Raw genomic sequence first — 12,014 nt, 5'->3', positions numbered from 1 at the left:
CAGAGCGATCCCATGAAGCAACATGGCGCCGTGTCGGATCGCTCCTCAATGCCTTCTCACCAGACGAGTGCCGCAACTATCTGCGCAACTCCGGATATGCGTCAGCCTGATGTCATCATGGTCTAGGCCGGCTTCCTGCGATGCGTGCGCTGCACCGAAAGCGACATAAAAAGCGGGCGGGCGAGGCGGGGGGGAAAGCGCGGGATTCGGGATAGGAGAAATCTAGACCATGTTCGGTCCGGGCCCAGCGATCCGGACTTCGCTACCCCGGCAGCTTGTAGGTCGCGACAGCCCGGCCGGCGGCGGACCGGACCAATGCTGGTTGACCCGCAAAACGCGTTAAGAGGTTGATGGTCAGCGACGTCGGCCGCGTGCGCTTCTTGAAAGCGCTGATCTTAGCAAGATCTTTCCCGGGAGGCGTGGGCGGCAGAAACGCAGCAAGCTCGGACTCAGCCGCTTTCGAGACGGCGGATAATCGTTCTGGCTCGGGCTCCAGCCGCCGCAAGGGATCATCTACTCGCGACAGACGGCTCGGTGACATGCCGTCTGCCACCGCAGCTGCGATGGCCCGGTTCCATTTGGCATAAGCGGGGAAGGAACGCTTGCTCTCTGCCGCAGCGGCGAGCGCCGTGTTAGCGAAGTCGCGCATCTCCGCCTGCGCCTGGCTCACCCCCAGTTGCTCGGCATCCGAATGCGAGGAAACTTTCGGCTGTCGGGCGGCAAGCAGCCCCGATCCGGCGCAGATCGCGGTCAGCAAAAGGATGGTGCGAGCAAATCGCGGAGACGAAACCACGGTCACTTGCCCACAGCTGGAACGGCCGCAGCCGGAGCCGCAGCCGGGACGGCCGCCGCACCGGCTTTTGCTGACGCCATGCCGACATCCTTCGCAGCGGTCGCCTGCGACAGCATCGCCGTTCTTCCATCGGCCACCAGCGCGAGGAGCTCCCGTTGATAGGTCGGCTTATCGATCGTAGAGTTCAGGTACGCGGTGCAAAGCGTCCAGTGAAGCATAGCATATTTTTGCGATGACGCGTCCAGTTCATGCCCCTTCATTTGCAAAGCGGTGACCGCGTCGGCGAATGAAAGCGTCTGCGCTTCCTTGATCGATAAGGACGGCGTCGATTGTGCGCTACGAGATACAGCGACTTCAGGTGATAGCTCCGGGCAAATGATGACGCTGCCATCCCTCTCGCCCGTGATCGAGATGCGTCGATCCGCGGAGCCGACATAGATCTTTTGTGCCCGGAAGTTATGCGAGCCCCAGGGTCGGCCCTTCCATGCTTCGATCGTGCTGGCGCATCCACTTAATGAAAGGGCTAGCGTAACCGCAAGTGCCGTGCTTTTCATGACCTGTTCCCCTATGGGAGGCATGAATACTGCGTCCCAAGACCCATGCGTGTACATACTCGATATTGGGTAGCTTGCCCCTCCATCCCGGTCACTCGAGCCGGGCCTTTTCTATAGCTACGAAATCTGTTGCAAGCGCCCATTTTCGTAGCTACGCAAAAGCCCATGGAAGTGACCTTCGACCCCGCCAAGGACGCCGCGAACATCGCCAAGCATGGCCTGTCGCTAGCGGACGCCGCCGGGTTCGATCTCGCCAATGCCCTGGTCGTCGCGGACGATCGCTACGACTATGGCGAAGCCCGCTTCCGTGCGTTCGGCCGGGTGGATGGTCAGGCACGGTGCCTGGTCTTCGCCGTCCGGTCGAACGAGATCCGCGCGATCAGCTACCGCCGCGCTCATGAGAAGGAGATGCGCCGCCATGGTCTCTGACAAGCCCCCGGTCGTCTTCGACGACGACAATCCCGAATGGACGGATGCGGACTTCGCCCGCGCCAGGCCGGCCGCCGACCTGCTCCCACCCGAAGTGCTGGCGGCCTTTGGCAAGCGACGCGGCCGCCCCGCCGGATCGGACAAGACGCTGGTGTCGCTGCGCATCGACAATGACGTCCTGGAACGGTTCCGCGCCACGGGAGCCGGTTGGCAGACCCGCATCAACCAGGCGCTGCGCGACGCGGCCCCCTAACCCCCTGCCCCGTCGACCGCCACCATGTGGACCAGACGCGATGTCTCGATCGAAGCAAGCGAACGGATGCCCGCTCTGCGCGGCGCGCCGGCATTGCATGTGGCCGACGCATGGCTAGACTTTCAGGATGTTCGGAAACGCTCATTTCGACCAAATGCGGCAATCCTTCGCCGATCAGTTCTCGACCGACGGGCACAGCTTTATCTATCGCAAAAAATCAGACAGGTGTGCCCGTACGCGTCAGCGAGCTGGAAAGAGACGACTTCATAGCGGCATTCAACAAACGCGCCCGCTATGCCATTTGGTCGATCATCCTGGCGATGGTCGGCCTAAGCCTGCTGACCGTCTGGCGCATTCCGGATATCGATAGCTTCGCCGGGCAGATCGCGATTTGGGGCGGTATCATCGCGATCCTTTCGCTGTTCCTGGTGGCATTTTACCGGATATGGGGTGCTCCATCGCGCGCGCTGGAACGCCGAGCGCCGGAAGGCGCGGCCTTGAGCAAGGACGACGCGCGTGCGCTTGCCCTCTCCAAGATCACCTACGGTCAACTGGCGCTCTTCGCGCTGATGGGCGTCGGTTTCGCCTGGGACATGGCGACGAAGGTTGATGTCCCCCATGGCTGGGAGATGGCGTGGCCGGTTGTTGGTGCTGTGCCGGTGCTTCTTGCCGGAGTGCAAGCGATCCGAAAATGGCGCCTCCGCCGGCATTGATCATCGGCATCCAAGATCTCCACCATCAGGACAACCATGTTGCCAATGCGCTGCGTTTTCGGGCAAGCCAATGAAAAAGCTCGGATAACCATCGGACGGGATTACAATGTCGAAGTTCGTCGTCCTGCCGATGCTGCTGGCATCGCTTGCTGCCCCCCAGGTGGATGACTATCCGCCCAAGGGCTCGGCCGAGCAACGTGCCGATTTCCTCCGCAATCAGAAGTACCAGGTCCGGTTTGAGCAAAAACTGTTCGTCCAGGCCGGGTTTCAGCCTCTCGATGCGGTCGCCCGCGAGCATCGCATGGTCAAGCGGGTCCTGTTCACAGGACCATGGATGATGCCGGTGACCGGTGTCGAGATCGAACGTCTGGCCAACGGTTCCGTGACACTGCGCGTGATCGACCGGACCGGCGTCACGCCCCCGGCCATGCTGCCGTCAGGCGCCTGGAAGCGTCTGACGAAGTTACAGGGCAACTTGTTCAAGCCGGAGGCCTATGTCCCCTGGGATCCGCCAAAGGCGGATGATCCGGAGCCGCCGGTGCCGCCCGTCTGTCATGGCTGGGTTCTGCGCTTTGGCACCGCCGATCGGTCCGGGCTGGGCAGCGGCAGCTGGGCCCAATGTGGCGGCCGCGATCAGGCCAAAGTGAATTTCGCTACTGAAGTCGCGAGATTAGCCGCGTCGACGCGACCGGACTGTGCATCTGTAGGCGCCGACTGGATGTGGGCGGTGAGCCTATGTTTCTCCAGGACAGCCCAGCCTTGAAATCGTGATCCAGGGCGTCGGTTCGGCGCGCTGTGAGGAGGCAGTCGTGGTGGCGGGAGGTGCCTTCCGTCGCGCCATGCCGGCCTGCTCCTGACCATCGCTCGACGTGCAATGCATGCGCCAGCTGTACCCTGTTCCGAAACAGACTGATGCGGGAGTCCGAGTTTGAGAGGAAAGCGGACCTTCCGCTTTGGAGGCATACCCTCGAAAACTGACCAATGGACCGGCATCTCAGGTGCATCAGCCTTTTGCATCGCCGAAGCCCTCAGCTTCCTGCCGTTCTTGGCCTGATACGAAATCCGTGATTTTTGCATCACTCGTGACCGGCGAAGCATGATGGCGGGTTGCGCCCCGCAGGGTGGTGTAGCTGAGGGGTGGCCATCGGCGATCTTCGGATAGATTTGGGTTACGACACTCAACCGACGGAGACCCCGATGACCGACGATACGATGAACCTGCAGGCGCTGGTGGGAAAGAGCGCGGATCCGCGTTGCCGAAAACCCGAAGGTAGCGCTGGATCTCCTTCGGCTCGCCAGTGGCCTTGGCAGGATTGTCGGAGAGCTTGACCGCGGGGCGACCGTTGGCGCTGACGACCTTGCAAACCAGCGAGATCGGCGCCAGTCCGGTGCCGCCGTCCGGATCGCAGTCGCGGAAATCGTTGGTCAAGTTGGTGCCCCAGCCAAAGCTGGTGCGCACCCGGCCGTGAAAATGCCGATAGGTTGCCTCGATCGAATCGACGTCCATACCGAAGTCCGAAAGCACGAGATCAGGCAGTCGGCGCAGCCGCTCGACCTTGTCCCACATCCTGGCCTTGGCGCGGGCGTAGAGAATGTCGAGTGCGAAGCGGTCCTTGCCGGCCTTCGCCGCGCGGGCGCGCAGCTCATTGATGATCGACAGCGCTGGAATCTCCCACATCGTGGTGTGCGTCCACGGCCCAGCGAACTGCAGCTCGAACTGGCCGTCAACGACGCGCAGCTCATATTCAGGGAGCCGAAAAATCCTTCAGCCAGGCGAGGAATTCGGGGTCGAACATCCGCGCATTGCCATAGAAGCTGTTGCCGGCAAGCCAGATCAGTTCCTTCTTGCTCAGCCGCAGCGTGCGCGCATGATCGAGCTGCGCGCGCAGTTTGCCTTCGTCGATCACGTCAGCGAGGCGGACCGAGCGGGTGCGGTTGATCAGCGCGAAGGTCGCTTGGGTGTCGGGGTGGAGCCGCCAGATCAGTTGGAGCATCAACAGCTTGTAGAAATCGGTGTCGAGCAGACTGCGTACGATCGGATCGAGCCGCTAGCCATGGTTGTAGGTGCGCGTGGCGATATCGGTATAGACCATCGATGGCTCCGGGCTGGTCAGCAGGCGCTGCCGAGAGTGAACAGTTCGGCGGGGCGATGCGACGCCTCGTCCTCGCGCAGGCCGGTCGCCACCAGCCGGCCCCGATCGAGCATGCGGCGGCGAAAGGCGGGTTTGTTGAGCGATGTGCCGAGGACCGCCTCGTGCACGTCCTGGAGCGCGCGCAGCGTGAAGCGCGGAGGCAGAAATGCGAAGGCCAGGTCCGAATAGTCGATTTTGCCGCGAAGCCGGTCACGCGCGAGTGTCAGGATCGCCTGGTGATCGAAGGCCAACGGCAGCGCCGCCTCGTCCTCGCCGATCGCCGCCACCGTTTCGCCTTCGAGCGCCGCGATGGCGACCCGGCCCGCACGCACGGCCGCCTGCATCTGATCCTCGCGGAGCAATGCCAGATAGGCAATGGCGATCACGCGCATCCGCGGATCGCGATCGACGGCACCGAAGCTGTAGAGCTGCTCGAGATGGGCGCTGTCAAAGCCCACCTTGTCGCGAAGCAGCCGCGCGGCGGCAGCGTCCAGGCTCTCGTCGATCCCGACGAACCCGCCGGGTAATGCCCAATACCCCGTCTGCGGCGGCTGGACGCGCTGCACCAGCAACGCCGACAGCCGCCGACGGTGCATGCCGAGCAGCACAAGATCGACGGTAACCGACGGGCGATCATATGCCGCCGGATCATAGTCGCTGAGAAACTGTCTATCACCGCTTATATCCATAATGCACCTTACTTATAATTGACATGGATATATGTCGAGTCGGACTCGCAGGAGGTAGGACTATGCAACGCTTCGTCGTCGTGGTGGACACACAGGCCGATTTCATGTGTGCGGACGGCGCGCTGCCGGTCGCCGGGGCCGAGGCGCTGATTGCCCCAATGCAGCACTGGCTGGCATCGCTCCGGCCGGCGGATACGGCGGGTGCGCTGTTCACCTTCGACACCCATTCGGCCGAGGCCTATCCCGCCTCCGCCGAGGCCGAACAGTTTCCCCTACACTGTGTGCACGGTACGCCGGGGTGGGTGAATATCCTCGATTCCGGTGTCGTCGATCCGGCGATTCCGGTCTTTCGGCTCGAGAAAGGCGTGTTCGACATGTGGGCTGAGGCCGATGTCGCGATCGAGGCCATCACCACGGGCGAGACCGTGGCCCGCGACGCCTTCTTCGCGTCGCTGAGCGGGCGTGGTGCGCGCAAGGTGGCGGTGATTGGCGTCGCTGCCGACTATTGCGTGCGCTGGGCGATCGAAGGATTTGTGGCGCGCGGGTTTTCGGTCGAGCTGCCAACGGGGCTGACCCGCGGGATCGCCCGGCCGATCGAGCAAGTCGTTGCCGAGGATTTCACGAACGCGGCGGTGCGGCTGGAGACGGCGGCGTGATCGTCCTGTGGCGCGTCTCGAATCGTTGCAATCTGGCGTGCCCGTTCTGCGCGTATGACAAGCGCCTGGGCTTGCCGCGCGAGGAAGCTGACCCGGTCAGGGTCGCGCGGTTCATCGACCTGCTCGGCGCTTGGCGCGAAGCGACAGGACAGCCCGTGCTGCTCAGCTGGCTTGGCGGCGAGCCGCTGTTGTGGGCGCCCCGCGCCGAACTGGACACGCGGGCCGCCGAACAGGGTGTCGATCTCAGCCTGACCACCAACGGTACCCGTCTGGGCGCGCCCCAGGTCCGCGCGGAACTGGTGCGCGGCTATCGCGAGGTGACGATCAGCATCGACGGCATGTCCGATTTCCACGATGCCATGCGCAGTTGGCGCGGCGCATTCGCCAAACTCGCACAGACGGTGCCCGCGCTGGTGGGAGAACGTGACGCTGCGGGCGCGGCGCTCAAGGTCAGGGTCAATATCGTGCTGATGCGCGACAATGTTGCCGGCTTCGGCCAGCTATGCCGTATACTCGCCGGCTGGGGGGTGGACGAGATCAGCTTCAACCAGCTGGGCGGGCGCGACCGGCCCGAATTTTTTCCCGGCCATCGCCTGCATCCTGATGACGTTGCACGCCTTGCGGGCGAAGTACCGCGGCTGCGCTCCGAGCTTCGCCAGATGGGGACGACCTTGGTGGGTAGTGCAGCCTATCTCGAACGGTTTGCGGATAGCGTGGCGGGCCGGCCGCTTCCCATAATCGATTGCCGGGTGGCCGAGACCTTCCTGTTCATCGACGAGGCGGGCCGGGTCGCGCCTTGCAGCTTCGCGCCCGAGCATTTCGGGGTCTCGGTAGACGATTTGCAAAGCCCCGCCGATCTTGGCGCCTTGCCGCAGCGCCTGAGATCGTATCAGCGCGCCAATGCGCATCGAGACTGCGCCGATTGCCCAAGCACCCAGCAATTTGCCAAATTCGAACCGCTGGCGACTAGGGTTTTATGAGGTGGGCTATGGGCCTTCAAGCGTTCGCCAGCTTCGATCGACTACTCTTGGCCCAGCTCAAGTCGCATTCCGATGGTTGGTTGGGGAAGCATGAACATCCGCTAGCGGCGAAACCGACCGTTCGGCATGTTACCTGACAAGGGCAGCAAAGTGCCAGGACGCATCGGCCGAGCTTCGATTTAAGTCGACCGGATCGCGACGTTCGCCGGTTGAGCTATCAACGGCAGCTTGTGCAAAGAGCTGCCGTTTCACCTCCGATTATCGTAGCGAATATTGAGATTGGAATGGCGATGGCGGCGTCCGCGACCGCGACCGCTTGATACTGCCATGCCCAAACTGAAACGCCGCACTCTTGACATTACGGATGGTAAGAATATCTTACCATCCGTAAGAGACGGAGAATCGCGATGGACGCTAACATTATCAAGGCCAAGCTGATCGAAGTGCTGCAGACCGTGCAGACGCTGAGCGGCGAAGACTGCCCCACGATCGACGGGGGCACGAAGCCCGCCGAAGCCTTGCCGAAGTTCACCAGCAAGGTCTGGCCGGTCGCTGCCGGCATGCTCGGCATCGCGCTGGGCAAGTCCATCCCGTGCGAAGCGAACATCTTTGTCGATGACGACACGAAAGTGCCGCTCGCGATCAACCAGACCGTCGCGCTCGTTCGCAAGATCCTTGAAGCGCAGGACGCCAAGGAAGCCGAAGAGGCCGTGGCGGGATGATTGACGCACCCTCGGATAAGACTGCGACACTTCCGACGCGCCTTCGTGCCGCGCGTGAGGCTGCCGGCCTCTCGCAAGGTCAGGTCGCCAAGCTGATGAACATGCACCGCCCCACAATCTCCGAAATGGAAGCCGGCAATCGCCGGATTACCGCCGACGAACTCGCGAAGCTCGCCGACCTCTACGACACCAAATTGTCGTGGCTGCTGGGCAACGCGCCCGAACGTGCCGCGACCGACGATCCCAAGCTGCAGCTCGCTGCTCGCGAGCTCAGCAAACTCAAGCCCGATGACCTCGACCGCCTCCTGAAGCTCATCGCCGCCATGAAGTCCGACGATGACGAGAAAGGAGCCTAACCAATGAAAGCGCTTGCCAAGACGATGATGCACAACCGCCGCGCCTTGGCAGACAAGGCCATGAAGGCAGCGATTACGGCGCGGCTGAAAGCCGGCAAGGATCTGATCAGCTCGGTCTGCATCTATTCGATTGCAGAAGCGCACGGGGTTCGCGTGACCTTCAACGACATCAACATGGAAGGGATGTACCAGCGCGGCTCGCCGCCGCGCATCCATCTCTCCAGCAAGCGCCCGTTTGGACCATAGCCTCGGTTCGGCCAATGTCGCGCTCATTGCGCTTAAGCTCGCCGAGTTCGCCTGGCGCCGCGCCAAAAACGAGCGTAATTTCTCGCTTCTATGCATCGAGTAGCCCGAGGCGCACCTTCATCCGCAGCTCCAGCGCGGCGTATTCGACAAGCTGTTCAACGCCGGTGACCCCGCCCAAGCGCTGATCGTCACCAGTCATTCGCCGACTCTGGCCGCAGTCGCGCCGCTGCGCGCCATTGTTCATCTGAAATCCTTGGGCGGCAAGGCGCTCGCCTATTCGCTCGCCAATTTGCCCGTGACCAACGACGAGCTGGAGGACGTCGAACGCTATCTGACCGCGACGCGCTTGGAACTGCTCTTCTCGCGCGGCGTGATCTTCGTCGAGGGCGACGCCGAGGAAGCGCTGATGCCGGCGTTTGCGGACGCAATGGGCTACAGTCTCGACCGGCTCGGCATTACCGTCTGCAATGTCGCGGGGGTCAATTTCACGCCCTATGTGAAGCTCGCCGCCAGTCTCGGCCTGCCCTTCGCAGCGGTGACCGACTGGGATCCGCTCGACGGAACCAACCCGGCTTGCCGCGTTTGGTATCGGCGGCAGCGACCGCAACTTCATCGGCACCGTCCACAGCTTTGCGCTAACCCATCCAAGAAGCCGTCGGTCATCTCGTTGACGATGGTCTCCGGCACGCTGTCCGCATCGGCGGGCAGACGTGCGGCAATGCGATAGGCCGCCTCCAGCACCCGCAATGTGCGGCGGTTCCCTTCCAGCGCGTCGGGGGGATCGAAATGGGAGGCCATCGCCAGCCCCAACTCCTCGTCGAGCCCTGCGCGGAAGATACGCGTCAGTTCCTGCGCCTGGAGGAAACCGGGGCTGGACCGGTTGAACATCTGCATCGCCATCATCTCCCATCGGGCGGACAGCCGGGGGACGAGGCGACGTGCCTCGACCGGATCGGCCTTACCGAGCGAGATGCTTATAGGATGGTTGACGACGCTCCGCTGGTACAGGCGGCAACGGTAGTAATAGCGCGCACCGCGTCGGCACAAATAGGTGATCGAGGCCACGTCCCACGTCTCGTCCGGTCGCCGGCACGGGCTTCGGTTGCGGGCGGACGACGGCGGCGTGTGTGCAGCTTGGTGCTACAGCCAGGTGTCCCGCAAAGCGCGGCCGGACGCCGGAATGGCGGAAATCCGTGGGTTTAGTGCCGTGATGGAGCGGGTGAAGGGAATCGAACCCTCGTATTCAGCTTGGGAAGCTGCTGCTCTACCATTGAGCTACACCCGCCAACACCTGCTCTTACGCCGTTTCCGACCGCAAAGTGGGACATCGTCGACGTCCGGCATGCCGAGCGCTTCGATGTGCCAGGCGCTTGCCACAGGTCCGACACGGTCGTCAACGCCGTTTCCGCGATGGTTCCACGACAAGCCAGCGCGCCAGTGCCGCGGCCAATGGGTAATCGGCCGGCGGCATCGGCAGGGCCGCCAAGGCCTCGGGGATGTCCCAGTGCAGCGCCACGGCATCCAGAGCCGCTGGTTGCCCCACCCATCGGTCGCAGGCGTAGAGCAGCAACAACAACGGCCGGTCGGGCTCGCCACCGGCAACGAAACTGACCGGTTCCAGCGCGCCCATCTCGACCTGGATGCCCAATTCCTCCGATAGTTCGCGGGCGATTGCCGCTTCCGGCCGCTCTGCCGGTTCGACCTTGCCGCCGGGGAATTCCCACAAGCCGCCATGCGCCTTGGCCAGCGGACGTTGCTGCACCAAGATGCGACCGGTGGCGTCGATCAGGGCCGCCGCGACCACGATCATGATATCGTTGGTCATTCCTTAAGCTCTCCTCCCGTATCCCGCCGGTCCATGATCCCGCTCCGCTCCCTGCTGCGCGCCGGCCGGCGCCTGTTCGTCGATCGTCGTGGCGCCACCGCCGTGGAATATGGCCTGATCGTCGCCCTGATCGTGCTGGCGATGGTCGGGGCGCTGGGCAGCGTCGCGGATACGACCACCACCATGTGGAACAATGTCAGCACCAAGGTCGTCAAGGCCCGCTGACGAAACATTGATGGTTATCAATACCCTACGAGCCGCAAGTTTAAGTGTTTCTCAACCTGCCGGCGATAGGAATGCGATTGTCGATCCGGTCTTCCCCCGGCTCGGCCGGGTAACTGAAGCTTCGTGACCATGGAGATCGCAATGCAGAACATGCGCAAGATTTTTAAGAATTCCAAGGGCGCCACGGCCATCGAATATGGTCTGATCGCCGCGCTGATCGCGGTCGCCGCCATCTCGGCGATGTCGACCCTCGGCAAGAACCTGGGCGCGACCTTCAACTCGGTCTCAGGCAACATGACCAAGGCGTCGACGAACTGACCTTGACAGCGTCGCCTCGGCTCCTGTCCGAGGCGATCAAAAGGGCGGCGGACCGACGGGTCCGCCGCCCTTTTGCGTTTACAGCCGACCCATCGCCAGGAACTTGGCGCGGCGCTCGCGGGTGAGCTGCTCGGGCGAGAGCGGTGCGAGCTGGCCCAGCGCCGATTCGATCGCATCGCCCAGCTTCGCGATCGCGCGGCCGTGATCGCGGTGCGCGCCGCCCAGCGGTTCGGGCACGATCGTGTCGATGACGCCGAGCTGCTTCAGATCCTGCGCGGTCACGCGCATCGCCTCGGCCGCGTCGGGCGCCCTGTCGGCCGTGCGCCACAGGATCGAGGCGCAGCCCTCGGGGCTGATCACCGAATAGACGGCATGTTCGAACATCAGCACCCGGTTGCCCGCCGCCAGCGCGATCGCGCCGCCGGACCCCCCCTCGCCGACGATGGCGGAGATCACCGGCACGCCGGCGTTCAGGCACGCCTCGGTCGAGCGGGCGATCGCCTCGGCCTGGCCGCGCTCCTCCGCCTGGATGCCCGGGAATGCGCCCGAGGTGTCGACCAGGGTCACCACCGGCAGGCCGAATCGGCTGGCGAGTTCGACCAGGCGAATCGCCTTGCGATAGCCCTCGGGCTTGCCCATCCCGAAATTATGCTTGAGCCGGCTGGCGGTATCGTCGCCCTTCTCATGGCCGATCACCAGGATCTTGCGCCCCCGGAAGGTGGCGAAACCGCCGATGATCGCCTGATCGTCGCCAAAGGCGCGGTCGCCGGCCAGCGGGATCCATTCCTCGAACAGCCCGGCGACATAATGTTTGAAGTGCGGGCGTTCGGGATGCCGCGCGACCTGCGTCTTCTGCCAGGGAGTCAGCCGCGCGAAGGTGTCGCGCAGCAGCTTGTCGGATTTCGCCTGCAACCGCGCCACATCGGCGGCGATATCGACACCGCCATTCGCCCCGCTGTCGCGCAGTTCGTCGATCCGCCCCTGCAATTCGGCAATCGGCTTTTCGAAGTCGAGAAAAGTGAACATGGCTGGCGGTTAGGACCGGGTCGTGTCGAGGTCAACGAGCGGATGGTTCGTTTGAACCAGTTCGACCAGCCTTGCGGTCTCGACATGCGTGTAGATC

18 protein-coding genes, 1 tRNA gene and 2 pseudogenes are annotated in these 12,014 nt (G+C 63.3%); 12 read left to right on the top strand and 9 right to left on the bottom strand.

Features of this window, described 5'->3' with window-relative positions:
- Window positions 1-110: pseudogene (locus tag BRX43_RS20630) on the top strand (IS630 family transposase); the annotation flags it as partial.
- Between the two features lie 152 nt (window positions 111-262).
- Here BRX43_RS20630 and BRX43_RS19100 read toward each other — a convergent pair.
- On the bottom strand, window positions 263-757 hold the full coding sequence (locus BRX43_RS19100; protein ID WP_206433296.1) for a hypothetical protein: 495 nt from the start codon (window positions 755-757) through the stop codon (window positions 263-265).
- 38 nt (window positions 758-795) lie between these two features.
- Window positions 796-1,347, bottom strand: a complete 552-nt coding sequence (locus tag BRX43_RS19095; RefSeq protein ID WP_125996652.1) for a hypothetical protein — start codon at window positions 1,345-1,347, stop codon at window positions 796-798.
- Window positions 1,348-1,512: 165 nt separating this feature from the next.
- On the opposite strand from BRX43_RS19095, the gene BRX43_RS19090 reads away from it, so the two are divergent.
- The 4 genes from BRX43_RS19090 to BRX43_RS19075 all read left to right on the top strand — a co-directional run bounded on the left by BRX43_RS19090 (window position 1,513) and on the right by BRX43_RS19075 (window position 3,505).
- Window positions 1,513-1,776 carry a BrnT family toxin gene (locus BRX43_RS19090; RefSeq protein WP_125996651.1) on the top strand — a complete coding sequence of 88 codons (264 nt, stop codon included), beginning with the start codon at window positions 1,513-1,515 and terminating at the stop codon, window positions 1,774-1,776.
- Entirely contained in the window at window positions 1,766-2,029 is a 264-nt protein-coding gene (locus BRX43_RS19085) for a BrnA antitoxin family protein (protein ID WP_125996650.1), read from the top strand. The genes BRX43_RS19090 and BRX43_RS19085 overlap by 11 nt, the downstream gene beginning before the upstream one ends.
- 110 nt (window positions 2,030-2,139) lie before the next feature.
- Window positions 2,140-2,742, top strand: coding sequence for a hypothetical protein (locus BRX43_RS19080; protein ID WP_125996649.1), 603 nt, complete (start codon window positions 2,140-2,142; stop codon window positions 2,740-2,742).
- Window positions 2,743-2,848: 106 nt separating this feature from the next.
- Window positions 2,849-3,505 carry a hypothetical protein gene (locus tag BRX43_RS19075; RefSeq protein ID WP_125996648.1) on the top strand — a complete coding sequence of 219 codons (657 nt, stop codon included), beginning with the start codon at window positions 2,849-2,851 and terminating at the stop codon, window positions 3,503-3,505.
- 489 nt (window positions 3,506-3,994) lie between these two features.
- Here BRX43_RS19075 and BRX43_RS19070 read toward each other — a convergent pair.
- Both BRX43_RS19070 and BRX43_RS19065 read right to left on the bottom strand, forming a co-directional pair.
- Window positions 3,995-4,778: pseudogene (locus BRX43_RS19070) on the bottom strand (hypothetical protein); the annotation flags it as partial.
- A gap of 74 nt (window positions 4,779-4,852) precedes the next feature.
- Window positions 4,853-5,563, bottom strand: a complete 711-nt coding sequence (locus BRX43_RS19065; RefSeq protein WP_125996647.1) for an NUDIX domain-containing protein — start codon at window positions 5,561-5,563, stop codon at window positions 4,853-4,855.
- Between the two features lie 62 nt (window positions 5,564-5,625).
- On the opposite strand from BRX43_RS19065, the gene BRX43_RS19060 reads away from it, so the two are divergent.
- The 5 genes from BRX43_RS19060 (at window position 5,626) to BRX43_RS19040 (ending at window position 8,523) form a co-directional block, all read left to right on the top strand.
- Complete coding sequence (locus BRX43_RS19060) at window positions 5,626-6,219, top strand: isochorismatase family protein (RefSeq protein ID WP_125996646.1); 594 nt, start codon at window positions 5,626-5,628, stop codon at window positions 6,217-6,219.
- Window positions 6,216-7,199 (top strand): radical SAM protein, encoded by a 984-nt coding sequence (locus tag BRX43_RS19055; protein WP_164523685.1) that lies wholly within the window; start codon window positions 6,216-6,218, stop codon window positions 7,197-7,199. The genes BRX43_RS19060 and BRX43_RS19055 overlap by 4 nt, the downstream gene beginning before the upstream one ends.
- Before the next feature lie 407 nt (window positions 7,200-7,606).
- Complete coding sequence (locus BRX43_RS19050; protein WP_125996644.1) at window positions 7,607-7,921, top strand: hypothetical protein; 315 nt, start codon at window positions 7,607-7,609, stop codon at window positions 7,919-7,921.
- Window positions 7,918-8,277, top strand: a complete 360-nt coding sequence (locus BRX43_RS19045; RefSeq protein WP_125996643.1) for a helix-turn-helix transcriptional regulator — start codon at window positions 7,918-7,920, stop codon at window positions 8,275-8,277. Before BRX43_RS19050 ends, BRX43_RS19045 begins: the two co-directional genes overlap by 4 nt.
- 3 nt (window positions 8,278-8,280) lie before the next feature.
- Entirely contained in the window at window positions 8,281-8,523 is a 243-nt protein-coding gene (locus tag BRX43_RS19040; RefSeq protein ID WP_206433295.1) for a hypothetical protein, read from the top strand.
- Window positions 8,524-8,611: 88 nt separating this feature from the next.
- Here BRX43_RS19040 and BRX43_RS20625 read toward each other — a convergent pair whose 3' ends face one another.
- From BRX43_RS20625 to BRX43_RS19020, 4 genes are all read right to left on the bottom strand, one after another.
- Complete coding sequence (locus BRX43_RS20625; RefSeq protein ID WP_206433294.1) at window positions 8,612-9,136, bottom strand: hypothetical protein; 525 nt, start codon at window positions 9,134-9,136, stop codon at window positions 8,612-8,614.
- The gene (locus tag BRX43_RS19030) at window positions 9,133-9,588 is read right to left on the bottom strand and encodes a hypothetical protein (RefSeq protein WP_125996642.1); all 456 of its coding nucleotides are present in this window, start codon (window positions 9,586-9,588) and stop codon (window positions 9,133-9,135) included. The genes BRX43_RS20625 and BRX43_RS19030 overlap by 4 nt, the downstream gene beginning before the upstream one ends.
- A 146-nt stretch (window positions 9,589-9,734) precedes the next feature.
- A tRNA-Gly gene (locus BRX43_RS19025) sits at window positions 9,735-9,808 on the bottom strand.
- A 108-nt stretch (window positions 9,809-9,916) separates the two neighbouring features.
- Window positions 9,917-10,348 carry a (deoxy)nucleoside triphosphate pyrophosphohydrolase gene (locus BRX43_RS19020; RefSeq protein WP_241215080.1) on the bottom strand — a complete coding sequence of 144 codons (432 nt, stop codon included), beginning with the start codon at window positions 10,346-10,348 and terminating at the stop codon, window positions 9,917-9,919.
- Window positions 10,349-10,381: 33 nt separating this feature from the next.
- Here BRX43_RS19020 and BRX43_RS19015 point away from each other — a divergent pair, with 33 nt between their 5' ends.
- On the top strand, window positions 10,382-10,573 hold the full coding sequence (locus BRX43_RS19015) for a Flp family type IVb pilin (protein ID WP_125996641.1): 192 nt from the start codon (window positions 10,382-10,384) through the stop codon (window positions 10,571-10,573).
- A 141-nt stretch (window positions 10,574-10,714) separates the two neighbouring features.
- The gene (locus tag BRX43_RS19010; RefSeq protein ID WP_125996654.1) at window positions 10,715-10,891 is read left to right on the top strand and encodes a Flp family type IVb pilin; all 177 of its coding nucleotides are present in this window, start codon (window positions 10,715-10,717) and stop codon (window positions 10,889-10,891) included.
- 78 nt (window positions 10,892-10,969) lie between these two features.
- On the opposite strand, the gene BRX43_RS19005 is transcribed toward BRX43_RS19010, so the two are convergent.
- Window positions 10,970-11,917 (bottom strand): acetyl-CoA carboxylase carboxyltransferase subunit alpha, encoded by a 948-nt coding sequence (locus BRX43_RS19005; protein WP_125996640.1) that lies wholly within the window; start codon window positions 11,915-11,917, stop codon window positions 10,970-10,972.
- Window positions 11,918-12,014: the final 97 nt, after the last annotated feature.

The sequence above is a fragment of the Sphingomonas sp. S-NIH.Pt15_0812 genome (assembly GCF_003951315.1).
GTDB lineage: Bacteria > Pseudomonadota > Alphaproteobacteria > Sphingomonadales > Sphingomonadaceae > Sphingomonas.
The sequence above is the reverse complement of the archived record's forward strand: the minus strand, read 5'-3'. Positions and strand labels throughout refer to the sequence as shown.